This is a genomic window from Thioprofundum lithotrophicum, assembly GCF_055387065.1.
On record NZ_AP042379.1, the window covers coordinates 2907512 to 2930017 of the forward strand.

Below are 22506 nucleotides of genomic sequence, written 5' to 3' on the forward strand. Positions count from 1 at the left end.
GTATCCGTTTGATTGTAAGGCGGTTAAATGAGACTATTATGACCGCCAGTTTCCTATATTCAGGGCACGGCCACAAGCCACGAAACGTGGACTGTGCGCATTTTTTGACCAACTTCTCATACGGATCCCGCCAGATGTCCAGACTCCGAACGGCCGTGGTCGGCGTGGGCTACCTCGGCCGCTTCCACGCGCAGAAGTATGCCGCCCTCGACAGCGCGGAACTGATTGCCGTCTGCGATACCAGCGACGAGGCCGCCCGCCGCGTCGCCGAGGAACTCGACACTCGCGCCATCGACGACTATCGCGATCTGCCCGAACAGGTCGATGCCGTGAGCATCGTGGTCCCCACCCAGAAGCACTACGAGGTGGCCCGGCACTTCCTCGATGCCGGGGTGCACGTGCTGCTGGAAAAACCCATCACCTCGACCCTCGAACAGGGCCGCGAGCTGGTGGACCTGGCTAGGGAGCGGGGCGTGGTGTTCCAGATCGGGCATCTGGAGCGATTCAATCCCGCGGTGGTGGCTCTCGCCGACGTGCTCGAGCAGCCGAAGTTCATCGAATCCCACCGCATTGCCCCGTTCAATCCCCGCGGCGCCGATGTCAACGTGGTGCTGGATCTGATGATCCACGACATCGACATCATTCTCGATTTCGTGCGCTCGCCGGTGACCGAAATCCGCGCCAACGGCGTGCCGGTACTCTCCCGTGACACCGACGTGGCCAATGCGCGCCTGCAGTTCGAGAACGGGTGCGTGGCCAATGTCACCGCCAGCCGGGTGAGCCTCAAGAGCGAGCGCAAGATGCGCATCTTCCAGGACGACGCCTACCTGACCATCGACTTCCAGAACAAGACCCTCGGCGTGCACCGGCGCGGCGAGGGTGAAATGTTCCCGGGCATTCCCGAAATCGACAGTCAGGAAATGGAATTCGAACAGGGCGACGCCCTGCTGGCCGAAATCCGCGCCTTTCTCGACAGCATCCGGCAGGGCACGCCGCCGGTGGTCAGCGGCGAGGACGGCCTGCGGGCCCTCGAGACGGCCTTCACCATCACCGACATTCTCGGCCGGACCTGAAACGGCCGCCCAGCGAGCAGGAGTCGAAACGATGATTCCCATGGTGGATCTCAAGAACCAGTACCAGCGCCTGAAGGCGGAAATCGACGCCGAACTGGCAGGCGTGCTGGAGAGCGCCCATTTCATCCTCGGGCCCAACGTGCAGGCCTTCGAACGGGAAGCGGCCGAGTATCTCGGCGTGAAACACGCCATCGGCTGCGCCTCGGGCACCGATGCGCTGCATCTGGCGCTGCTGGCTGCCGGCATCGGCCCCGGCGACGAGGTCATCACGCCCGCCTTCACCTTCATCGCCACCGCCGAAGCCATCCGCTACGTGGGCGCCACGCCGGTGTTCGTGGACATCCGTCCCGACACCTTCAACCTCGACGTGGATCAGGTGGCCGCCGCCATCAGCGAGCGGACCCGCGCCCTCCTCCCGGTCCACCTGTTCGGCCAGCCGGCCGACATGCCGGCGCTCATGGCGCTGGCCGAGAAGCACGATCTGAAAGTCATCGAGGATTGCGCCCAGTCCTTCGGCGCCGACATCGACGGCCGCATGACCGGCGGCATCGGCCTGGCCGGCTGTCACAGCTTCTTCCCCAGCAAGAACCTCGGCGCCTATGGCGATGGCGGCATGATCACCACCAACGACGACGCCCTGGCGGAACACCTGCGCAGTCTGCGCAACCACGGCAGCAAGGTGCGTTACCATCACGACGAGATCGGCTACAACTCGCGGCTGGACGAGATGCAGGCCGCCATCCTGCGGGTCAAGCTGCGCCACATCGACGAGTTCAACCAGGGCCGGCGGCGGGCCGCCCACGCCTACAGCGAGGCCCTGAAGGACGTGGTCACGCCACCGGCGGAAGACGGCCTCGGTACCCATGTCTATCACCAGTACACCCTGCTCTCGGAGCGGCGTGACGACATCCAGAAGGCCCTGCAGGCGGCGGACATCGCCTGCGCCATCTACTATCCCATCCCCCTGCATCAGCAGAAGGTCTTTGCCGACGAATGCGCGGGTCTCTCGCTGCCGGTCACCGAAGACGTGAGCCGCCGCTGCCTGTCTCTGCCCATCTTCCCGGAGCTGAGCGACGCGCAGATCGAGACGATCGTTGCGACCATCCGGCAGGTCTTCGCCTAAGACCGCGATGCCGGAGATCCTGATCGTCGCCGGCGAGGCCTCGGGCGACCTGCACGCCGCCCATATCGTGCGCGGCGTGCGCGAGTACCGGCCCGACGTGCGCTTCTACGGTATCGGCGGGAAGGACATGCGCGCGGCCGGCGCCGAAATCCTGATCGACTCGGCCGAGCTGGCGGTCGTCGGCCTCTGGGAAGTGCTGGCCCATCGCAAGACCATCTTCGGTGCCCTTGAACGGATGCAGCGCCTGCTGCGGGAACGGCGTCCCGATCTGCTCCTGCTCACCGACTATCCCGATTTCAACCTGCGCCTGGCCAAAACGGCGAAGGCACTGGGGATCCCCGTGCTCTATTACATCAGCCCGCAGGTCTGGGCCTGGCGGGAAGGCCGGGTCAGAACCATCCGCGAGCGGGTCGACATGATGGCTGTGGTGTTTCCCTTCGAGGCCGATTTCTATCGCCGCCACGGGGTGCCGGTACGCTACGTGGGGCACCCCCTGATCACCGAAGAACGGCCCCTCGAGCAGGCTCGATCCGCCATTCGCGAAAGCTTCGGCCTGGGTGACGGCGATCGGGTACTGGGCCTCTATCCCGGCAGCCGCCGCAGCGAGATCCGCCGGCTCCTGCCGGTGATTCTGCAAACCGCCCGGCGGGTCCGCGAGCGGCTGCCACAGGTACGGTTTCTCCTGCCGCTGGCCTCGACCCTGAACGAGACCGATCTCGAACCCTGGCAGTCGGCGATTCGGGATCTGGACATCCCGGTGATCCGGGGTCGCACCCGGGAAGTCACAGCGGCCTGCGATGCCATCGTCACCGTCTCCGGAACCGTGACCCTGGAAATCGCCCTGGCCGAAACCCCGATGGTCATCATCAACAAGCTGGCCTGGCTTACCTGGCAGATCGTCCGCCACATGGTGAAGCTCGAACACGTGGGCCTGTGCAACATCGTCGCCGGCGAGCGGCTGGTACCGGAACGGCTGCAACACGAAGCCACTGCGGAACACATCACAGCCGATCTGCTACCCATGCTGGAGGACGAAAACGTGAACCGAAAGTACCGGCAACGACTGGCCCGTGTCCGAGACATCCTCAGCACCCCGCCGGAAGACGGCGACATCGTGGCGCTGACCCTGGCGATGCTGGAAAGGGAAAACACATCCGCGTAGGAGCGGCGCGAGCCGCGAAACGAAAACTCAGCGCACGATGCCCCGTTCGGCGCGGGAGAGGAAGTCGGCCAGTTGCATGGCGTTTTCGTCGTCGGCGAGGGTTTCGCGGATCTGCTGAACGGCCTCGCGAACGGTCAGCCCCGAGCGGTAAATCAGCTTGTAGGCGCGGCGCAGGTTCTGCAGCGTTTCGCGGTCGAATCCCCTCCGCTTGAGGCCTTCGAGGTTGAGGCCGCGGGCGTGGGCCGGGTTGCCGTCGGCCATGACGAAGGGCGGCACGTCCTTGCTGATGGCGCTGCCCATGCCGCAGAAGGCATGAGCGCCGATCTGGCAGAACTGGTGAACCAGGGTGAAGCCGCCGAGGATGGCATGGTCCTCGACCACCACGTGACCGGCCAGGGACGCACCGTTGGCGAAGATGGTGTGATCGCCGATCCGGCAGTCGTGAGCGATGTGGATGTAGGCCATCAGCCAGTTGTCGTGGCCGATCCGGGTGACGCCACCGCCATCCTCGGTGCCCCGGTTGATGGTCACGAATTCCCGAATGGTATTGCCATCGCCGATTTCGAGGCGCGAGGCTTCCCCGTGATACTTCTTGTCCTGGGGGATCTCGCCGAGGGAGGCGAACTGGAAGATCCGGTTGTTGGCGCCGATGGTGGTCGGGCCCCGGATCACCACGTGTGGGCCGATGACGGTGCCCGGACCGATCTCCACCTCGGGACCAATGATGCTGAACGGGCCGACCTGGACGTCTTCGGCCAGCCGTGCTGCCGGATCGACGAGCGCCCGGGCGTCGACGCTCATTCCACGTCCCGCTCCGCGCACATGAGCACGGCACTGCAGACGACGTTGTCGTCCACCCTTGCCTCGCCATCGAATTTCCAGATGCCGCGCTTTTCCTTCACGAAGTCCACCTGGATGATGAGCTGATCACCGGGAATCACCGGCTGCTTGAACCGTGCATTGTCGATGCCCACGAAATAGTAGAGAGAACTGCCGTCGGGCACGTGGCCGGCGGTCTTGAAGGCCAGGATGCCGGTGGCCTGGGCCATGGCTTCCAGGATCAGCACGCCGGGCATGATCGGCCGGCCGGGGAAGTGGCCCTGGAAGAAGGGTTCGTTGTTGGTGACGTTCTTCAGCGCGGTGAGGGTCTTGCCGACTTCGTAATCCAGGATCCGGTCCAGCAGTTGGAAAGGGTACCGGTGCGGCAGATGTTGCATGATGTCGTGGATGTCGAGCGTGTTCAAGTTCCTACCCCTTTCCTTCGAGTTCTGCGAGTCGTTTTTCGAGTTGCTTCAGCCGGCGGGCCATGGCGTCGAGCTGGCGGAACCGCGCCTGATTGCGGTGCCATTCCCGCAGCGGCTCCAGCGGCGTGCCCGAAGCGTAGACACCGGGTTCCGTGATGCTCTGGCGCACATCGGCCCGGCCGGTGAGCACCACGTTGTCGGCAATCGTGATGTGCCCCACCACGCCCACTTCGCCACCGAGCATGCAATGCCGGCCCAGCGTGGTACTGCCGGCGATGCCGCTCAGGGCGGCGATCACCGTATCGGCGCCGATCCGCACATTGTGGGCGATGTGCACCAGATTATCCAGCTTGACGCCATCCTCGATCACGGTATCGGCAATGGCCCCGCGATCGATGCAGACATTGGCGCCGATCTCCACATCGTCACCGACCAGGACGCGACCCACCTGGGGAATCTTCCGCCAGCGGCCCCCGTCGTCGGCCTGGCCGAAACCGTCACTGCCGATCACCGCCCCGGGATGGATAAGCACCCGCTTGCCGATCCGGCAACCGGCCTGGATCGTGACATTGGCCAGCAGGCGACCGTCTTCGCCGATCGAAACGTCCTGCTCGATCACGCAGCCGGGCCCGATCACGCAGCCGGCGGCCAGGTGAACCCCATCGCCGATGCTGCAGTGGGGGCCGATGAAGACATCGGCGGCGATCCGGCAGTCTGCGCCAACCACGGCAGAGGGATGGATGCCGGGGGCCGGCCGTTCGACCGGATAGAGCAGCGCGGCGGCCCGGGCGAAGGCGGCATGGGGATTGTCCACCAGCAGGGCGTTGACCGGGCAATGATCCGCTTCCTCTGCCGAGAGGATCACGGCCGTGGCCGCCGTGCGGCGCAGGGCCTCACGATACTTGCCCTGGGTGAGGAAGGAGAGATCGCCCTCTCCGGCCGCTTCGAGGGTATTGACGGCCTGAATGGTGGCCTCGCCGTCGCCCCGCAGTTCGGCGTCGATCGCCGAGGCCAGTTCCGCGAGCGTGAGCGCCATCAGCGGGCGTTCAGTCCGGGATCCTTGCCCGCCGGCGTGGCGCTGCCCTGCTTGCGCAACCGATCGAGCACCTTGTCGGTGATGTCCACCCGCTCGCTGGCATAGAGGACAGTATCGCCCAGCACGATGTCGTAACCCGATTCGCGGGCCACGCTGACGATGGCGTCGGAGATGAGCTTCTGCAACTTGCCCAGTTCCTCGTTGCGGCGCAGGTTGAGATCCTCCAGGAACTCGTCCCGCGCCCGCTTGATGTCGCGCTTGAGACTGGTGATCTTGCGCTCACGGGCGATGCGCACGCTGTCGCTGAGGATCTGGGCGTTGCGGGCCAGATCCTCTTCCAGTTTCTTCAGTTCCTTCTGCATCGCCACGATCTTCTGATCCCGGGGGGCGAATTCGTTCTTCAGGAGTTCCCGGGCCGCCTGGGCCTGGGGGGCCTTGTCCATCACCCGCTGGGTGTTGACGAAGGCCAGGCGGGCCTCCTGGGCCCAGGCCGCCGGCGCCAGGCCCATGAACAGCCCGGACAGCAGCAGCATGACGAGACGGGTCTTGATCATTTTCATCGCTAGAATGCCGATCCCATGGTGAACTGGAAAGCCTGTAGTCTATCACCATCCTGGGTATTGAACGGTACCGCGTAACTGAATCGCAAGGCGCCCACCGGGCTCAGCCACAGCAGCGCCACGCCGGTCGAGAAACGCAGCGAATCGGTGGTGACCGACTCGGCGGCACCGTACACGTTGCCCATGTCGATGAAGGCGGCCAGTCGTGTCGAGCCCTCGGTCTCGGAGAAGGGGTTGGGCAGAATCAGCTCCAGGTTGCCGATCAGCTTCCGGTTGCCCCCGGTGCGTACCCCCGTGACCGGATCGACCGGGCCGAGGCTGTTGGCCTCGTAGCCGCGCACGGTCCGGCTGCCACCAGCGTAGTATTTCTTCCACGGCGGCAGGCGGGTGGTATTGCCGAAGGCGTCACCATAACCAAGGTTGATCTTGGCGAGCAGGGTGATCCGCTTGCTCACGGGGAAATACTGCAGGTGCTGCAGGTTGACCTTATAATACTCCAAATCCCCGCCCGGCACTGCGACCTCGGTCGAGAAACGGGTCGTGCCGCCCCGGGTTGCCAGGATCCGGCGATCCCGCGAATCCCGCGTCCAGGAATACACGATCGGGAAATAACCGTACTGGTCACCATTTTCCGCAACGAAATCAACCACATCCTGTGAAACCAGCGAAGTGCCGAGAACGATGTTCGAATTCTCGTAACCCACGCTGATGCGTGAGGAATCGATTTCGCTCAGGGGAAAGCCGTAACTCAGAGTGGCACCGTAGCTGTCCGTGGTGTAATTGGAAATCTGCGCCTGGGCCGCATCGATGGCACGGTAGTAGACGCTGAAACCGCGGTTGATCCCGTCCAGGGTGTAATAGGGATTGTTGTAGTTGATGCTGTAGTTCTTGGTAACCTGGCTGTTGTCCACGTTGATGCTGACCCGCTTGCCGGTGCCCAGGAAGTTCTCCTGGCTGATGGCGAAGTTGAACAGGGCTCCCTGGGTATCGGAATAGCCCAGGCCGGCAGAGAGGTTGCCGGTCGGCCGCTCGGCCACGTTGAAGTTCACGTCCACCAGGTCCGGCGTGCCGGGCACCGAGGGCGTCTCCACGCCCACGGTCGAGAAGAAGCCGGTGCGATCGAGGCGGGTCTTGGACAGGGAAATCTTGCGGGTGGACATCCAGTCCCCTTCCATCTGGCGCAGTTCTCGGCGAATCACTTCGTCCCTGGTCTTGGTGTTGCCGCTGATGTTGATCCGCCGCACGTAGACCTTCTGCCCCGGGTCCACGAACAGGGTCACGCCCACCGTTCGCGCCTTTTCGTCGATGTCGGGAATGATGTTGACGTTGGCGAAGGCATAGCCGATTTCCGCCAGCCGATCACTGATCCGCTTGGTGCTGTCCACGGCCTCCTTGCGCGAGAACACCTCGCCGGGATGCAGGGTGATGAGGGAACGGGCCACCGCCTCGGGAATGATCAGCTTGCCGGCGAGTTTCACCTCGCGCACGCGGTACTGTTGTCCCTCGGTGATGTTGATGGTGATGTAGACATCCTGCCGATCGGGCGTGAGGGAAACCTGCGTGGACTCGATGTTGAAATGGAGGTAACCCCGGTCCAGGTACCAGGACTTGAGGGTTTCCAGATCCGCCGCCAGCAGTTGCCGGGAATACTGGGCCCCACCGGAGAAGAAGCTGCGCTCGTTCAGTTTCATGCGCGCCAGCAGTTGCCGATCGGAAAACGCCTTGTTGCCGACGATGTTGATGGCATAGACACTGGCCTCGGCCCCTTCGGCAATCTCGATGCGCACGTCCACCCGGTTTCGCGCCAGGGGCTTGGTCGTGATCTTGATCTGGGCACCGTATTTGCCGAGGCTGTAGTACTGACGTTCCAGCTCGAGCTGGATCTTGTCGAGCAGGGCCCGGTTGAGCACCTTGCCCTTGCTCAGGCCGATCTGCTTGAGCGCCTCCTGCATCTGTTCGGTGGGAATGGCATCGTTGCCGGTGATGGTAATCTCGGCAATGGACGGCCGCTCGGCCACGAACACCACCAGGGTATCGCCATCCCGCTCGAGCCGCACGTCCTTGAAGAAACCGCTCTTGTAGAGCGCGTGGATAATGCGGGCACTGAGATGCGCGTCCACCCGGTCGCCGATGCGCACCGGCAACTGATTGAGCACGGCCCCGGCCGAGATCCGTTGCAGACCCTCGAAACGGATGTCCTTGACCGTGAACGGCTCGAAGGCCAGTGCCGGCAAGGCCAGCAACAGAAAGGCGAGTACAGGGATGAAACGTGGCATCGTGTCAGTAATTCTTCTTCTAGGGTTGCAGAAGTCGGGCGATATCGTTGTAGAACACGAACAGCATCAGGGCCAGCAGGATGGCCAGACCGATCCGGGTCGCCATTTCCTGCACCGCCTCGGAGACCGGGCGGCGGGTGACCATCTCCACCAGATAGAACATCAGGTGCCCGCCATCGAGCACCGGGATTGGGAAGAGGTTGATGATCCCGAGCCCCAGGCTGACGATGGCCAGGAACTCCATGAAACGGGAGAATCCGGCGCTGGCCGAGACCCCGGCATACACGGCAATGTTGATGGGACCGCTGAGGTTGCGCACCGAGGCTTCGCCGGTGAGGATCTTGCCGAACATCTTCAGGGTCAGCACCGTGTCGCGCCAGGTCTTGTCGAGCGAACGGGCCACGGCCGCAAGGGGACCGTAACGGTATTCCACCCGCATGGTCTCCGGCAGCGATACCGAGGCCGGCCCGATTCCCATCCAGCCGATCGTCTTGCCGTCCTGCTCCCGGCTGGCGGTGTGCAGGGTCAGCGCGATCGGCCGCCCGTTCCGCTCCACCCGCAAGACGATGGCCTGATCCGGGCGGGCCCGCACGTACTCGACCAGATCCCGCCAGTCATCGATCGGCTGGCCGTCGGCCGTCAGGATCCGGTCGCCTGTCTCGAGGCCGGCGCGGGCGGCCGGCGAGTCGGGCACCACCTGCCCCACCTTCGGCACGATGGGTGGAGACCAGGGACGAAAGCCCACCCGCGCGAACAGTTCACCCGGCTCGAGCTTGCCGTCCACCTTGCCAAGGTCGAGCGTCACCTCGGCCGTGGTGCCCTCCGGGGTGCGCACGGTGACCGGCAGACGACGGGCATCGACGATCCCGCTGACCAGTTCCTGGATCACCACGTCCCAGACCGGGGTCGGTCGTCCCGCCACGGCCACGATCTCCTCCTCGGGCTGCAGACCGGCCAGTGCCGCCGGGCTGCCCGGCGTCACTTCGCCAATGACCGGTTTCACCCCGCTGACCCCGACCACGAACATCAGCCAGTAGGCCAGGATGGCGAACAGGAAATTGAAGGCCGGCCCGGCGAAGACGATGGCGAAGCGGCGCCACAGGGCCTGCCGGTTGAAGGCCCGGTGCTGTTCCTCGGGCGGCACCGGCCCTTCCCGCTCGTCGAGCATCTTCACATACCCGCCCAGCGGCAGCGCGGCGATGACGAATTCGGTACCGTCGCGGCGCAGGGTGCGGCGCCACAGCGGCTTGCCGAAGCCGATGGAATAGCGCAGGACCTTCACGCCGAGCCGGCGCGCCACCCAGAAGTGGCCGAACTCGTGCACGGCGATGAGGATGCTGATGGCGACGAGAAAGGCCAGCAGGCTGACGAGAATGCTCATGACGGTGCTTCGTCCTGTTGCGCGAGCCGGTGACGGGCCGCTTCGCGGGCCTGCCGATCGACCTGCAGAATGGTCTCGAGATCGGTGGCGGTAACCGGCTCGACGGTGTTCATTACGGCTTCGACCAGTTCGGCGATCCGGGTGAAGGGGATCCGCGCCTCGAGGAAGGCTTCCACGGCCACCTCGTTGGCGGCGTTGAGAATCGTGGGCGCCGTGCCTCCCTGCCGGGCCGCCGCCTCGGCCAGCCGCAGGGCCGGGAAGCGCTGCGGGTCCGGCGCCTCGAAGTCCAGACTTCCGACCTGCCAGAAGTCCAGAGGTTCCACCCCGGCCGTCATCCGCTCCGGCCAGGCCAGGGCGTGGGCGATGGGCGTGCGCATGTCGGGCTGGCCGAGCTGGGCCAGGACCGAACCGTCCACGTACTGCACCATGGAATGGATCAGGCTCTGGGGATGGACCACGATCCGCACCCGGTCCGGCGTGGTGCGGAACAGCAGACAGGCCTCGATGAGTTCCAGGCCCTTGTTCATCATGGTCGCGGAATCCACGGAGATCTTGCGGCCCATGCTCCAGTTGGGATGGGCGCAGGCCTGGTCCGGGGTCACATGCGCCAGTTGCGCCAGGGGCAGGGTCCGAAACGGACCGCCGGAACCGGTGAGCAGGATCTGGTGCACGCCCACCTGCGCCAGCCCCTTTTCGAAGTGTGCCGGCAGGCACTGGAAGATGGCGTTGTGCTCGCTGTCGATGGGCAGCAAGCGGGCGCCGCTGCGCTGCACGGCGTCGAGCAGCAGATTGCCGGACATCACCAGCGCTTCCTTGTTGGCCAGCAGGATGCGCTTGCCGGCCTCGGCGGCCGCCAGCGTCGGCAGCAGGCCGGCAGCACCGACGATGGCGGCCATGACCTGATCCACCGCCTCGTGGCAAGCCACCTCGCTGAGCGCCGCGGCACCGGCGCGCACTTCGGTGGGCAGGCCGGCCTGGCGAACCCGGTCGGCGAGCCGGCTCGCGGCTGCCGGCTCGACCATCACGGCCACCTCGGGGCGAAACGCACGGATTTGTTCGAACAGCCGCTCCACCTGGCTGTGGGCGGTCAGGGCCACCACGCGGTAGCGATCCGCGTGGCGCCGCAGGACGTCGAGGGTGCTCAGGCCAATGGAGCCGGTCGAGCCGAGGACGGCGATGCCCTGACGCTTCATGGAGTGCGCACCAGCAGATTGAGGCCCATGAGGAAGATCGGGGCGGCCGCCGTGAGACTGTCGAGCCGATCCAGAATCCCGCCGTGGCCCGGCAGCAGATGGCTGCTGTCCTTCATGCCGGCGCGCCGCTTGAAATAGCTTTCGTTCAGATCCCCGACCACCGAGAAGATGACCGTGACCAGGGACACGGCGAGGAACACCGGCCAGCGTTCCGGCGGCAGGTCGAACCACAAGGCGCCGACGGCGGCGATCACGAGACTGGCAAACAGCGCGCCGATGACCCCTTCCCAGGTCTTGCCGGGCGAGACGCTGGGCAGCAGCTTGTGGCGGCCGAATGCCCGGCCGGCGAAATAGGCCGCCGTATCGGCGCCCCAGACCAGCAGCATGAGCAGAATGATGTAGGGATAGCCCAGCCCCGGGCTGTGGCGCAGCAACACAATCGCGAAATAGACGCCGAGCAGCACGGGAATGCCGCTGGCCAGGGCCGAGAACGGGTGAACGCCGTGGGGCACCGGACGATGACGAAAGCCGCCCAGCCGGAACAGCAGACCCAGCCACCACAGGCCCGCCAGGAGCAGGACCGCCGCCTGCCAGCGGGAGGCGGCCGGTGCCACGAACAGGCCGGCGATGAGCGCGGCGATGCCGAGGGCATAGAGCACGGCCACGCGCCCCGACAGGCCCCCCAGGCGTCCCCATTCCCAGGCAGCCAGGGCCACGATCGCCCCCCAGATCAGATCGAAGGCCGTCTCGGGCAGCGCAACGATCCCCCACAGGGCCAGCGGCGCGAGCACCAGCGCGGTGAGCACACGCTGTTTAAGCATTCCGTTGACGCTCCACCTGTTCGCCGGTCTGGCCGAAACGGCGCTGGCGATGGGAGAAGGAGAGGATCGCCTTCTCGAACTCCTCGCGATCGAAGTCGGGCCACAGCACCGGCGTGAAATAGAGTTCCGTATAGGCCAGCTGCCAGATCAGGAAATTGGAGATGCGTTGCTCGCCACCGGTGCGGATGAACAGGTCCGGTTCGGGCAGATCGTGCAGGCAGAGCCGTTCGGCCAGGCGTTCGGGCGTGATCTCGTCCGGCGTCAGGGTACCGGCCTGAACGTCTTCGGCCAGCTGCCGGGCGGCCTCGGTGATGTCCCAGCGCCCGCCGTAGTTGGCGGCGATATTGAGCTTGAGGCCGGTGTTGTTGCGGGTCAGGAACTCCGATTCCTCGATGCGCTGCTGGATCTTCTCGGGAAAGGCGCTGCGTTCGCCGATGATGCGCAGCTGAACGTTGTGCCGGTGCAGCTTGCGCACCTCCCGTTCCAGGGCCATGAGGAACAGCTCCATGAGAAAACCCACTTCCCTGGCCGGACGGCGCCAGTTCTCGCTGGAGAAGGCGAACAGGGTGAGCACCTCGATGCCCAGCTCGCCGCAGGTCTGCACGAGCTGGCGCACCACCTCCACGCCGGCGCGGTGGCCGGCCACCCGCGGCTTGTGCTGCCGCTGGGCCCAGCGGCCGTTGCCGTCCATGATGATGGCCACGTGGCGCGGCAGCCCTTCGGGACCAAGCTGTTCCAGGCAACGACGGGCTGCATCGGTCAGGTTCGAATCGCTCAAGTTCTCACTCCGTCATCGCCGGCAGGGCCACAGACCGGGTCATTCAGATTTCCATCAGATCCTTTTCTTTCGCCTCCACCAGTTTGTCCACCTCGGCCACGTACTTGTCGGTGATCTTCTGGATCTCGCCCTCGGCGCGGCGTTCGTCGTCCTCGGTGATTTCCTTTTCCTTGAGCAGCTGCTTGATGTCGCCGAGCACGTCGCGCCGGATGTTGCGGATGGCCACCTTGGCATTCTCCCCTTCCTGGCGCACGATGCGGATCATGTCCTTGCGCCGATCTTCGGTCAGCGGCGGCAGGGGTACCCGGATCACCTCGCCGGCGGTGGCCGGATTGAGGCCCATGTCCGAATCGCGGATGGCCTTCTCCACCACCGACACCATGGGCTTCTCCCAGGGCGTGACCGTGAGGGTTCTCGCATCGGAGACGTTGATGTTGGCCACCTGGGACAGGGGCACCTTGGAGCCATAATACTCCACGGTGATGTGATCCAGCAGGCTGGTGTGGGCCCGCCCGGTACGCAGCTTGGCCAGTTCGTGCTTGAGCGCTTCGACGCTCTTGCCCATGCGGGTTTCGGCGTCCTTCTTCAGTTCGTCGATCATGCGTCTTCCCCTTTCCTCATTCCACCAGGGTGCCTTCGTTCTCGCCCTGCACCACGCGCAGCAAGGCCCCCGGCTTGTTCATGTTGTAGACCACGACCGGCATGCCGTTGTCCCGGCACAGCACGATGGCGGTGGTGTCCATCACGGCGAGCTTGTTTTCGATCACCTCGTCGTAGGCCAGGCGCTCATAGCGCGTGGCGGACGGATCCTTGACCGGATCGGCCGAATAGACCCCATCGACCTTGGTCCCCTTGATCACCACGTCGGCGTTGCTCTCGATGCCGCGCAGGCTGGCGGCCGTATCGGTGGTGAAAAACGGATTGCCGGTACCGGCCGCGTAGATCACGATGCGCCCGGCTTCCAGGTGATGGATGGCCCGGCGGCGAACGTAATCCTCGCAGACGCCGTGGATGGGGATGGCCGACATCACCCGCACCTCGAGGCCGGCACTCTCCAGGCCATCCTGCAGGCCCAGGGCGTTGATCACCGTGGCCAGCATGCCCATGTGATCGCCAGTGACCCGATCGGTGCCGCCGGCCGAGAGGCTGATGCCGCGGAAGATGTTGCCCCCGCCAATGACCATGGCGATCTGCACGCCGAGCGCGTGCAGATCGCGGATCTCGCCGGCCAGCCGCTGCACCACCTGCGGATCGATGCCGAAATCCTGCCCGCCCAGCAGCGCCTCGCCGCTGAGCTTGAGCAGGATCCGGCGGTATTTCAGGGACGCCATGGCGCCGCCTCAGCCCTTGACCTGGGCCATCACCTCGTCGGCGAAGTTCTCCTGCTTCTTCTCGATACCCTCGCCCACCTCGAAACGGGTGAAGGCCGCGACCGAGGCACCGGCGTCCTTGAGCAACTGCTCCACGGTCTGATCCGGGTTCTTGACGAAGGGCTGACCGAGCAGGGTGACTTCCTTGAGGAACTTCTTGATGCGCCCGCCGATCATCTTCTCGATGATCTCCGGCGGCTTGCCGCTCTCGGCCGCCTGGGCAGCGAAGATTTCCTTCTCCTTCTCGATCACCTCGGCGGGCACGTCGGCCTCGGCGACGGTCATCGGGCGGCTGGCGGCGATGTGCATGGCGATGTCCTTGCCCAGGCTCGCATCGCCCCCCTGCAGATCCACCACCACGCCGATGCGGTTGCCATGCATGTAGGTGTGGAGCTGGCCGCTGGCCTCGATGATGGCGAAACGGCGGATCGCCATGTTCTCGCCGATCTTGGCGATCAGGGCCTTGAGGGCCTCGCCGATGGTCTGGCCTTCCTCGCCGGGCATGGGCAGTGCCAGCAGGGCATCCAGGTCGGCCGGGTTGCTGGCCAGGACCTGATCGGCCACGGCATCGACGAAGTGGCGGAAGTTCTCGTCCTTGGCCACGAAATCGGTTTCGCAGTTGACCTCGACGATGGCGGCACGCTTGCCGTCGTCGGAGAGCTTGATCGCCACCAGGCCTTCGGCGGCGGTGCGGCCGGCCTTCTTGTCGGCCTTGGCCATGCCCGTCTTGCGCAGGTGTTCGATGGCGGCGTCGATGTCCCCGTCGGTTTCGACCAGGGCCTTCTTGCATTCCATCATGCCGGCGCCGGTGCGCTCACGCAGTTCCTTGACCATTGCTGCGGTGATTGCCATGTGCGTATCCTCTTGCGTAAAGATGTTCAGAAGTGTTCGGTGAAGATGCGGATTCGAAAAAGGGGGGCACGCCCCCCTTTCTGCCAGCGCGGTCGTGCCGGTTATTCGCCGGCCGGGGCCTCGGCGGGCGCGGCTTCGCTCTCGGCGGCCGGCGCTTCCTCGGCGGGTTTGGCGGCCGCCTTCTTGGTCGCGGCCTTCTTGCGGGCCGGCTTGCTGCCTTCCTCCGCCGGCTTGTCGGCGGCGCGGCCGGTGGCGGCCGAGGCGCGGCCTTCCAGAATGGCCTTGGCGGCACTCTGGGCGTAGAGGGTGATGGCGCGGATGGCGTCGTCGTTGCCCGGAATCACGTAGTCGATGGGGTCCGGGTCGTTGTTGGTGTCCACCACGCCGACCACCGGAATGCCCAGCTTCTTCGCTTCCTGCACGGCGATCTTCTCGTGGCCGGTGTCGATCACGAACAGGGCGTCGGGCAGGCCGTTCATGTCCTTGATGCCGCCGAGGCTGCGTTCCAGCTTGGCCCGCTCGCGGGTCAGCTGCAGCACTTCCTTCTTGTTCAGCCCTTCGAAACCGCCTTCGGCTTCCATGGCTTCCAGATCCTTCAGCCGCTTGATGGACTTCTTGACGGTCTGGTAGTTGGTGAGCATGCCGCCCAGCCAGCGGTGGTTTACATAGGGCATGCCGCAGCGCTCGGCCTCTTCCTGGACGATATCCTGGGCGGCACGCTTGGTGCCCACGAACAGGATGGTGCCCTTCTTCGCCGCCAGGGCGCCGAGGAAGTTCATGGCGTCCTCGAACAGCGGGAGGGTCTTCTCCAGGTTGATGATGTGGATCTTGTTGCGCTCCCCGAAGATGTAGGGAGCCATTTTGGGATTCCAGAAGCGGGTCTGGTGGCCAAAGTGCACGCCAGCCTCGAGCATCTGGCGCATGGTAACGTCAGTCATTGAGAGTCTCTCCTGTACGGGTTGGACCTCCATGCACCCCATCTGCCAACCCCTTCCGGGGCACCCGGACAGACGTGACGGTGCATGTGTGAATTTCGCCGCCGCTCGCAGGCCTGGCCCGCGACGGGCGACGGTTTTGGATTTGCGTAAAACGCGCGCGCTTTATACCATAAACGGCTTTGAACGACAACGGACCCCGCCTGCCCACACCGCCTGCCGGGAACCCGTACCCCCTGCCGCACTCCAATGGCCGACAGGCCAGTTCACCCACACAAGACCACAAATTATATGAGCGTAAATATCAAGACGCCCGAAGACATCGAGAAGATGCGCGTCGCCGGCCGCCTGGCCGCCGAGGTCCTGGAGATGATCGAACCCCACGTACAGCCCGGCATCACCACCGCCGAGCTGGATCGGATCTGCCACGACTACATCGTCAACGAACAACGGGCCATTCCCGCGCCGCTGGACTATCACGGCTTTCCGAAATCCATCTGCACTTCGGTCAACAACGTGATCTGCCACGGCATCCCCAACGAGAAGCGTCTGAAGAAGGGCGATATCGTCAACGTCGACATTACCGTGATCAAGGACGGCTTCCATGGCGACACCAGCAAGATGTTCTTCGTTGGCGAGCCCTCGAACGAAGCCCGGCGCCTGTGCCGGGTGGCCTATGAATGCCTGCGCATCGGCATCGACCAGGTCAGGCCGGGCGCCCGCCTCGGCGACATCGGCCACGCCATCCAGCAGCACGCCGAGACGCACGGCTACTCGGTGGTGCGCGAATACTGCGGTCACGGCATCGGCCGCAAGTTCCACGAGGACCCCCAGGTTCTGCACTACGGCACTCCCGGCACCGGCCTGGTGCTGGAACCGGGCATGACCTTCACCATCGAGCCGATGATCAACGCCGGCAAGCGGCAGGTGAAACTGCTCAAGGACGGCTGGACGGTGGTCACCCGGGATCGCTCCCTCTCGGCCCAGTGGGAGCACACCATCCTGGTCACCGAGACCGGTCACGAGGTGCTGACGAAGCGGACCGAGGAAGAGGACTTCTGATGCCCGCCCCGCTCGACGCGGAGCTGTTCGATGCCGAACGCTTCGATGCCGCGCTGGCCGCGGGCGAGGCGCCCCTGCCCCTGTTCCGGGACACGCTCAAGGCTGCCAACGCGGTGCTGGTGGAGCGCTTCCATGCCGGACGCGCGGCCACCGAGCTGGTGCCGGCGCGCGCCGCGCTGGTGGACGCCCTGCTCGCGCGGGCCTGGCGACTGTACCTGCCCGACGACTCGCCCGACATCGCCCTGGTGGCGGTGGGCGGCTACGGCCGGGGCGAACTGCATCCGGCCTCCGACATCGATCTGCTGATCCTCATCCGGGACGAGGACGAACCCTGGCACGAGGGGATCTCGGCCTTTCTCACCTTCCTCTGGGACATCGGCCTCGAAGTGGGCCAGAGCGTGCGCAACGTGGCCGAGTGCGTGCGTGAGGCCACCCGCGACATCACCGTGGCCACCAACATCCAGGAATCGCGCCTGCTGCTGGGCGCGCGGGCTCTCTATCTGGAACAGAAACGGCTGTGCAGCCCTGAGCACATCTGGCCCGGCCCGGCCTTCTTCACCGCCAAGTGGGAGGAGCAGATCGCCCGCCACGCCCGCTACCAGGACACCGGCTACAACCTCGAGCCCAACATCAAGGAAAGCCCGGGCGGCCTGCGCGACATCCAGATGATCGGCTGGGTGGCCAAGCGCCACTTCGGCGCCGACACCCTGGCCGAGCTGGTGGATCACGGCTTCCTCACCGCCGACGAATACCGTCTGCTGCACGAGGGCCAGGCCTTCCTCTGGCAGGTGCGCTTCGGCCTGCACGTGCTGGCCAAGCGGCGCGAGGATCGCCTGCTGTTCGACTACCAGCGCGAGCTGGCCCGCCAGTTCGGCTACCGCGACACCCCGCAGAAACTGGCGGTGGAACAGTTCATGAAGCAGTACTACCGCACGGTGATGGAACTGTCGCGGCTCAACGAGATGCTGCTGCAACTGTTCCAGGAAGAGATCCTGCAGCCGGACGAAGACGCCGCGCCGCAGCCCATCAACCGCCGTTTCCAGGCCCGCAAGGGCTTTCTGGAAGTGACCCACGACAAGGTCTTCCGCCGCTATCCCTTCGCCCTGCTGGAGGTCTTCCTGCTGCTGGAACAGCACCCGGAACTGAAGGGCGTGCGCGCCAACACCATCCGCCTGATCCGCCGCGACCGGGATCTGATCGATCCCGACTACCGGGCCGATCTGCGCAACCGCAGCCTGTTCATGGAGATCATGCGCCAGACCGAAGGCGTGACCCACGAACTGCGGCGCATGAACCGCTACGGCATCCTCGCCGCCTACCTGCCCGAATTCGGCCAGATCGTCGGCCAGATGCAGCACGACCTGTTCCACGTCTACACCGTGGACGAACACACCCTGATGGTGATCCGCAACCTGCGCCGCCTCACGGTGCCCGAGTTCCGCCACGAGTTTCCCTTCTGCAGCGAGCTGATCCAGACCATCCCCAAGCAGGAGCTGCTGCTCATCGCCGCCCTCTATCACGACATCGCCAAGGGCCGCGGCGGCGACCACGCCGAACTGGGCGCCGTGGACGCCGAGGCCTTCTGCCGGCGCCACGGCCTCTCCGACTACGACACGGCTCTGGTCACCTGGCTGGTGCGCAATCACCTGCTGATGTCCAGCGTGGCCCAGCGCCAGGACATCGCCGATCCCGACACCGTGCACGCCTTCGCCGAGAAGGTGGGGGAGAAGAACCGCCTCGACTATCTCTACCTGCTGACCGTGGCCGACATTCGCGGCACCTCCGACAAGGTCTGGAACGACTGGAAGGGCGCCCTGCTCAAGCAGCTCTACGACGCCACCCGCGACACCTTCCGCCGCGGCCTGGAAAACCCGGTGCTGCAATCGGAACGGATCCGCGAAACCCGTCGCGTGGCCGGCGAACGCCTGGCCACCGAGGGCCTGGACCCGGCCGCCGCCGAGCGGCTCTGGCAACAGCTCGGCGAGGAATACCTGCTGCGCTTCCAGCCCGAGGAAGTGGCCTGGCACACCGCCGCCATCCTCGGCCGCCCCGACCGGGAAGCGCCGCTGGTGCTGGTGCGCGACCGCGACCGCGGCGGCTCCGACGTGTTCCTCTACACCCGCACCCGGCCCGATCTGTTCCTGCTCGCCACCCGGGTACTGGAGCGGGCCGGCGCCTCGATCATGGATGCACGGATCTTCGACACCGAGGACGGTCATGCCCTCGACGCCTTCCGGGTGGTGGACACCGACGGCCGTGGCCTGGGCCCGGCGCGCGGCGCCGATCTGCAACGGCGCCTGCAGCAGGCCCTGGCCGATCCAGCCGCCCGCCTCCCCGCCCCCTCGGCCAGCCTGCCCCGCCAGATCCGCCACTTCGACTTTCCGCCGGAGATCCGTTTCGAGGACGACGCGGCCCGCCAGCTGACCCGCATGCTGGTGCGCGCCGTGGATCGGCCCGGCCTGCTCTCGCGCATCGCCCAGGCCCTGCACGACTGCCACGTGCAACTGCGCAACGCCCGCGTGGCCACCTTCGGCGAAAAGGCCGAGGACTTCTTCTACCTGGTGGACGCCCGGGGCCGCCCTCTCGACGAGGCCACGCGCCGGTGCCTGCGCCAGCAGATCGGCAAGGCCCTCGAAGCCGCCTGAATCGCGGCGAGGGCCCCGCGCCTGCTTTTCCTCTATCAGGCTGTTGAAAACGCCCCTCCGTGGGCTTTTTCAACAGCCTGCCATGCCAATGAACTCCAGCGCGTTGCCGTCGGGGTCGCGGCAGAAGATCGCCGGCCGGCCCGAGCGGCTGCGGGTATAGGGCACCCCTGCGGCGTCGAGGGCCCGCACGAGGCCGTCGAAATCGCCCACGGCCAGCGCCACATGCCGGTCGCGGCCGCCGTGTTCGGGGCGGCCGGTGACCGGATCGGGATTGGGCAGTTCCAGCAGATGGATGCTGGCCTCCCCCACCTTCAGCCAGGCCCCGGGAAAACCCAGATCCGGCCGCCCGGCATCCACTTCCAGGCCCAGCACGTCCCGGTAGAAGGCCAGCGCCCGATCCGTATCGGCCACCAGCAGGCTGACATGCAGAATGTGTTCGATTTGGAACATCCCACTCTCCTCAAACGATCCCATCCTAACCTTAATTTCTTCCGGTCCGGCACCAGACATGGCATGCCACTGAAAATCACCATTCCAGACTCTCAAACCGTGCTCAATTCCTGGCAAAACATCTGACACGCCCTCGCGGCCGGTGAGACGTTTCGTGACACGCCGTAAATACATCCCTGTAGGCTCGACGGCCGCATCCCTGCGGCCGACGGTCACGAAACGTCTCACCGGCCGCGAGGGCTCTGTGCTTCTATCAAGCGTATTTCCGGAATCCGGAACAGTGATTCAGTGCACCCGCCTGGCCGACAGCCAGGCCGCCAGAATCACCAGCGCGCCGCCGAACCATTCGGCCGGGCTCATCAGCTCGTCGGTGAGCCACATGGACGACACCGCCCCGGCGACGATCTCGAACAGCAGGATCACCGCCGAGCGCTGCACCGGCATGTGGGTCACGCCATACACCACCGACAGGGTCATCAGCACCAGGAAGGTGGCCCCCAGCCCGAGGGCGGCCCCCACCACCGGCACACCGGCAGCCAGCGCCTCCTGCCCGGCCAGCAGCAGAATCCCGGCCATCACCACCACCCCCAGCCAGCCGGCCACGGTCTTCACCTGCACCGAAATCCCCTGCAGATGGCGCAGCACCGTGTTGAGCGCGGCGAAGGCAAAGCCCGAAGACAACGCCAGCCAGTCGGCACGGCTGGCCGGCCAGGGCAGGCCCAGCGCCGGGTTCCAGAGCATGATCACCGCGCCGGCCACCGCCACGGCGAGGATCCCGAGGGTCGCCCCGTCGATCCGCTCGTGCAGGAACAGCCAGCCCAGCACCGTGGCCCACAGGGGCGAGAGGTAGAACAGCAGCAACACCCGCATCACCTCGCCTTCGAGCATCGCCAGCACGAAGGCGATGTTGGTCCAGCCGCTGCCCAGGGCCACCAGCAGCAGCCACAGCGGCGCACGCCGCCACTCGCCCATTCGCCCGCGCAGCAGGAACGGCCAGGCCGCGGCCGTCCCGGCATAGAGGAACAGGGAACTCCACAACCCCGACAGGCCCTGCGCCTCGAGCAGGCGCAGCGGATACCAGAACACGCCCCAGAGGGTCGCGGCGATGAGCAGCCCCAGCACGGGCAAGAGGCGGGAAGACGGCATGGCGGGTCGGACTCCTCGGAACGTGCCGGCATTGTACCGGGAACGGCGGCGGTGGTCGTCCCGGCGCCGGGACGCGTATAATCCACCGCTTTGCCGCGCCGCAATCGAAACCATGAACCCGGATCTCGACAAACTGCACCCCTACCCCTTCGAAAAACTGCAGGCTCTCAAGGCCGGCGTCACGCCGCCCGCCAACCGGCCCCCTATCGCCCTGTCCATCGGCGAGCCGCGTCAGCCGGCGCCGGCCTTCGTGCTCGAGGCGCTGCGCGAGGCCCTCGACGGCGCCGCCCGCTATCCGTTGACCAAGGGGGAAACGGCCCTGCGCGAGGCCATCGCCGGCTGGCTGGAGCGGCGCTTCCGGCTGCCGGCGGGCGGCGTGGACCCGCAAACCCAGGTGCTGCCGGTCAACGGCACCCGCGAGGCGCTGTTCGCCTTCGCCCAGGCCGTGGTGGACCGCGGCCGCGACGCCGCCGTGCTGCTGCCCAACCCCTTCTACCAGATCTACGAAGGGGCGGCCCTGCTGGCCGGCGCCGAACCGGTGTACCTCGACACCACGGCCGAAAACGGTTTCGTGCCCGACTTCGATGCCGTCCCCGACGCCGTCTGGGACCGCTGCCAGCTCCTCTACCTCTGCTCGCCCGGCAATCCCACCGGGGCCGTGCTGGATCTCGACACCCTGCGCAAGGGGCTTGAGCTGGCCGAGCGGCACGATTTCATCATCGCCGCCGATGAATGCTACTCGGAGATCCATTTCGACGAGGCCCACCCCCCGGTGGGGCTGCTGCAGGCGGCGGTGGCCGCCGGCAATCCCGAATTCCGCCGCTGCGTGGTGTTCCACAGCCTCTCCAAGCGCTCCAATCTGCCGGGCCTGCGCTCCGGCTTCGTGGCCGGCGACGCCGAGGTGCTGTCCCGCTTCCTGCGCTACCGCACCTATCACGGCTGCGCCCTGCCGCCCCACCATCAGGCCGCCAGCATCGCTGCCTGGGGCGACGAGGCCCACGTGGCCGACAACCGCCGCCACTACCGGGAACGTTTCGACGCCGTGCTGGAGATCCTCGCCCCGGTGCTCGACGTGCAGCGCCCCGAGGCCGGCTTCTACCTGTGGACGCCGACGCCAATCCCCGACACCGAGTTCGCCCGCGGCCTCTATGCCGCCGAAAACGTCACCGTGCTGCCTGGCAGCTTCCTCTCGCGGGAGACCGCTGGCGGCAACCCCGGCGCCGGACGGGTGCGCATGGCCCTGGTGGCCGAACTGGACGAATGCATCGAGGCGGCAAGGCGGATCCGCCGCTATACCGAAAGTCTTTGACGAAAATCCAACCGAGCGTCCCGGATTCCAGACCGTGATTCAAGGCCTGCACACAGCCCTCCGGGAGGCCCCCGAATTCAGCCACCACAA

21 protein-coding genes are annotated in these 22506 nt (G+C 65.8%); 6 read left to right on the plus strand and 15 right to left on the minus strand.

The genetic code is table 11. The features are described from left to right. The first annotated feature begins 134 nt into the window (after positions 1-134). The 3 genes from ACZ5BH_RS13890 to lpxB are packed head-to-tail and all read left to right on the plus strand — an operon-like array spanning position 135 to position 3358. Positions 135-1073, plus strand: a complete 939-nt coding sequence (locus tag ACZ5BH_RS13890; protein ID WP_464889859.1) for a Gfo/Idh/MocA family protein — start codon at positions 135-137, stop codon at positions 1071-1073. A 31-nt stretch (positions 1074-1104) separates the two neighbouring features. Beyond that, on the plus strand, positions 1105-2196 hold the full coding sequence (locus ACZ5BH_RS13895; protein WP_464889860.1) for a DegT/DnrJ/EryC1/StrS family aminotransferase: 1092 nt from the start codon (positions 1105-1107) through the stop codon (positions 2194-2196). 7 nt (positions 2197-2203) lie between these two features. After that, positions 2204-3358 (plus strand): lipid-A-disaccharide synthase, encoded by a 1155-nt coding sequence (gene lpxB, locus ACZ5BH_RS13900; RefSeq protein WP_464889861.1) that lies wholly within the window; start codon positions 2204-2206, stop codon positions 3356-3358. A gap of 27 nt (positions 3359-3385) precedes the next feature. Here the strand turns inward: lpxB and lpxA are convergent, their stop codons facing one another. The 13 genes from lpxA to rpsB form a co-directional block, all read right to left on the minus strand. Then, the gene (gene lpxA, locus ACZ5BH_RS13905) at positions 3386-4159 is read right to left on the minus strand and encodes an acyl-ACP--UDP-N-acetylglucosamine O-acyltransferase (RefSeq protein ID WP_464889862.1); all 774 of its coding nucleotides are present in this window, start codon (positions 4157-4159) and stop codon (positions 3386-3388) included. Beyond that, positions 4156-4602: a 3-hydroxyacyl-ACP dehydratase FabZ gene (gene fabZ / locus ACZ5BH_RS13910; RefSeq protein ID WP_464889863.1), complete on the minus strand. Its 447-nt coding sequence runs from the start codon at positions 4600-4602 to the stop codon at positions 4156-4158. Before fabZ ends, lpxA begins: the two co-directional genes overlap by 4 nt. 4 nt (positions 4603-4606) lie before the next feature. Then, positions 4607-5638 carry a UDP-3-O-(3-hydroxymyristoyl)glucosamine N-acyltransferase gene (gene lpxD / locus ACZ5BH_RS13915; protein WP_464889864.1) on the minus strand — a complete coding sequence of 344 codons (1032 nt, stop codon included), beginning with the start codon at positions 5636-5638 and terminating at the stop codon, positions 4607-4609. Next, positions 5638-6198 carry an OmpH/Skp family outer membrane protein gene (locus ACZ5BH_RS13920; RefSeq protein WP_464889865.1) on the minus strand — a complete coding sequence of 187 codons (561 nt, stop codon included), beginning with the start codon at positions 6196-6198 and terminating at the stop codon, positions 5638-5640. Before ACZ5BH_RS13920 ends, lpxD begins: the two co-directional genes overlap by 1 nt. A 2-nt stretch (positions 6199-6200) precedes the next feature. After that, positions 6201-8474: an outer membrane protein assembly factor BamA gene (bamA, locus tag ACZ5BH_RS13925; RefSeq protein ID WP_464889866.1), complete on the minus strand. Its 2274-nt coding sequence runs from the start codon at positions 8472-8474 to the stop codon at positions 6201-6203. A 19-nt stretch (positions 8475-8493) separates the two neighbouring features. Continuing rightward, a complete protein-coding gene (gene rseP, locus ACZ5BH_RS13930; RefSeq protein WP_464889867.1) occupies positions 8494-9855 on the minus strand; it encodes a sigma E protease regulator RseP in 1362 nt (453 codons plus the stop codon). After that, the gene (gene ispC / locus ACZ5BH_RS13935) at positions 9852-11048 is read right to left on the minus strand and encodes a 1-deoxy-D-xylulose-5-phosphate reductoisomerase (protein ID WP_464889868.1); all 1197 of its coding nucleotides are present in this window, start codon (positions 11046-11048) and stop codon (positions 9852-9854) included. Before ispC ends, rseP begins: the two co-directional genes overlap by 4 nt. Beyond that, positions 11045-11869 carry a phosphatidate cytidylyltransferase gene (locus tag ACZ5BH_RS13940; RefSeq protein ID WP_464889869.1) on the minus strand — a complete coding sequence of 275 codons (825 nt, stop codon included), beginning with the start codon at positions 11867-11869 and terminating at the stop codon, positions 11045-11047. Before ACZ5BH_RS13940 ends, ispC begins: the two co-directional genes overlap by 4 nt. Next, entirely contained in the window at positions 11862-12560 is a 699-nt protein-coding gene (locus ACZ5BH_RS13945) for an isoprenyl transferase (protein ID WP_464891224.1), read from the minus strand. The genes ACZ5BH_RS13940 and ACZ5BH_RS13945 overlap by 8 nt, the downstream gene beginning before the upstream one ends. A 130-nt stretch (positions 12561-12690) precedes the next feature. Next, the gene (frr, locus tag ACZ5BH_RS13950; RefSeq protein WP_464889870.1) at positions 12691-13248 is read right to left on the minus strand and encodes a ribosome recycling factor; all 558 of its coding nucleotides are present in this window, start codon (positions 13246-13248) and stop codon (positions 12691-12693) included. Between the two features lie 16 nt (positions 13249-13264). Beyond that, positions 13265-13978, minus strand: a complete 714-nt coding sequence (gene pyrH / locus ACZ5BH_RS13955; RefSeq protein WP_464889871.1) for a UMP kinase — start codon at positions 13976-13978, stop codon at positions 13265-13267. A gap of 9 nt (positions 13979-13987) precedes the next feature. Further along, positions 13988-14869, minus strand: coding sequence for a translation elongation factor Ts (tsf, locus tag ACZ5BH_RS13960; protein ID WP_464889872.1), 882 nt, complete (start codon positions 14867-14869; stop codon positions 13988-13990). A 101-nt stretch (positions 14870-14970) separates the two neighbouring features. Next, positions 14971-15807: a 30S ribosomal protein S2 gene (rpsB, locus tag ACZ5BH_RS13965; protein WP_464889873.1), complete on the minus strand. Its 837-nt coding sequence runs from the start codon at positions 15805-15807 to the stop codon at positions 14971-14973. A gap of 288 nt (positions 15808-16095) precedes the next feature. Between rpsB and map the strand changes: the two genes are divergently transcribed. Next, positions 16096-16866 carry a type I methionyl aminopeptidase gene (map, locus tag ACZ5BH_RS13970; RefSeq protein WP_464889874.1) on the plus strand — a complete coding sequence of 257 codons (771 nt, stop codon included), beginning with the start codon at positions 16096-16098 and terminating at the stop codon, positions 16864-16866. Continuing rightward, a complete protein-coding gene (gene glnD, locus ACZ5BH_RS13975; protein ID WP_464889875.1) occupies positions 16866-19511 on the plus strand; it encodes a [protein-PII] uridylyltransferase in 2646 nt (881 codons plus the stop codon). The genes map and glnD overlap by 1 nt, the downstream gene beginning before the upstream one ends. Positions 19512-19580: 69 nt before the next feature. Here glnD and ACZ5BH_RS13980 read toward each other — a convergent pair whose 3' ends face one another. Next, positions 19581-19961, minus strand: a complete 381-nt coding sequence (locus ACZ5BH_RS13980; protein WP_464889876.1) for a VOC family protein — start codon at positions 19959-19961, stop codon at positions 19581-19583. Positions 19962-20246: 285 nt separating this feature from the next. Next, complete coding sequence (locus ACZ5BH_RS13985; protein ID WP_464889877.1) at positions 20247-21107, minus strand: DMT family transporter; 861 nt, start codon at positions 21105-21107, stop codon at positions 20247-20249. 112 nt (positions 21108-21219) lie between these two features. Here ACZ5BH_RS13985 and dapC point away from each other — a divergent pair, with 112 nt between their 5' ends. Continuing rightward, on the plus strand, positions 21220-22416 hold the full coding sequence (gene dapC, locus ACZ5BH_RS13990) for a succinyldiaminopimelate transaminase (RefSeq protein WP_464889878.1): 1197 nt from the start codon (positions 21220-21222) through the stop codon (positions 22414-22416). Positions 22417-22506: the final 90 nt, after the last annotated feature.

What these genes read in the sequence shown, in the direction of transcription:
- ACZ5BH_RS13895 (WP_464889860.1), top strand. Translation starts at nt 1,105, where the DNA reads ATGATTCCCATGGTGGATCTCAAGAACCAGTACCAGCGCCTGAAGGCG.
- tsf (WP_464889872.1), bottom strand. Translation starts at nt 14,869, where the DNA reads ATGGCAATCACCGCAGCAATGGTCAAGGAACTGCGTGAGCGCACCGGC.
- rseP (WP_464889867.1), bottom strand. Translation starts at nt 9,855, where the DNA reads ATGAGCATTCTCGTCAGCCTGCTGGCCTTTCTCGTCGCCATCAGCATC.
- dapC (WP_464889878.1), top strand. Translation starts at nt 21,220, where the DNA reads ATGAACCCGGATCTCGACAAACTGCACCCCTACCCCTTCGAAAAACTG.
- pyrH (WP_464889871.1), bottom strand. Translation starts at nt 13,978, where the DNA reads ATGGCGTCCCTGAAATACCGCCGGATCCTGCTCAAGCTCAGCGGCGAG.
- map (WP_464889874.1), top strand. Translation starts at nt 16,096, where the DNA reads ATGAGCGTAAATATCAAGACGCCCGAAGACATCGAGAAGATGCGCGTC.
- ACZ5BH_RS13985 (WP_464889877.1), bottom strand. Translation starts at nt 21,107, where the DNA reads ATGCCGTCTTCCCGCCTCTTGCCCGTGCTGGGGCTGCTCATCGCCGCG.
- ACZ5BH_RS13980 (WP_464889876.1), bottom strand. Translation starts at nt 19,961, where the DNA reads ATGTTCCAAATCGAACACATTCTGCATGTCAGCCTGCTGGTGGCCGAT.
- glnD (WP_464889875.1), top strand. Translation starts at nt 16,866, where the DNA reads ATGCCCGCCCCGCTCGACGCGGAGCTGTTCGATGCCGAACGCTTCGAT.
- lpxB (WP_464889861.1), top strand. Translation starts at nt 2,204, where the DNA reads ATGCCGGAGATCCTGATCGTCGCCGGCGAGGCCTCGGGCGACCTGCAC.
- ACZ5BH_RS13890 (WP_464889859.1), top strand. Translation starts at nt 135, where the DNA reads ATGTCCAGACTCCGAACGGCCGTGGTCGGCGTGGGCTACCTCGGCCGC.
- frr (WP_464889870.1), bottom strand. Translation starts at nt 13,248, where the DNA reads ATGATCGACGAACTGAAGAAGGACGCCGAAACCCGCATGGGCAAGAGC.
- ACZ5BH_RS13920 (WP_464889865.1), bottom strand. Translation starts at nt 6,198, where the DNA reads ATGAAAATGATCAAGACCCGTCTCGTCATGCTGCTGCTGTCCGGGCTG.
- lpxA (WP_464889862.1), bottom strand. Translation starts at nt 4,159, where the DNA reads ATGAGCGTCGACGCCCGGGCGCTCGTCGATCCGGCAGCACGGCTGGCC.
- ispC (WP_464889868.1), bottom strand. Translation starts at nt 11,048, where the DNA reads ATGAAGCGTCAGGGCATCGCCGTCCTCGGCTCGACCGGCTCCATTGGC.
- bamA (WP_464889866.1), bottom strand. Translation starts at nt 8,474, where the DNA reads ATGCCACGTTTCATCCCTGTACTCGCCTTTCTGTTGCTGGCCTTGCCG.
- ACZ5BH_RS13945 (WP_464891224.1), bottom strand. Translation starts at nt 12,560, where the DNA reads ATGGACGGCAACGGCCGCTGGGCCCAGCGGCAGCACAAGCCGCGGGTG.
- rpsB (WP_464889873.1), bottom strand. Translation starts at nt 15,807, where the DNA reads ATGACTGACGTTACCATGCGCCAGATGCTCGAGGCTGGCGTGCACTTT.
- ACZ5BH_RS13940 (WP_464889869.1), bottom strand. Translation starts at nt 11,869, where the DNA reads ATGCTTAAACAGCGTGTGCTCACCGCGCTGGTGCTCGCGCCGCTGGCC.
- lpxD (WP_464889864.1), bottom strand. Translation starts at nt 5,638, where the DNA reads ATGGCGCTCACGCTCGCGGAACTGGCCTCGGCGATCGACGCCGAACTG.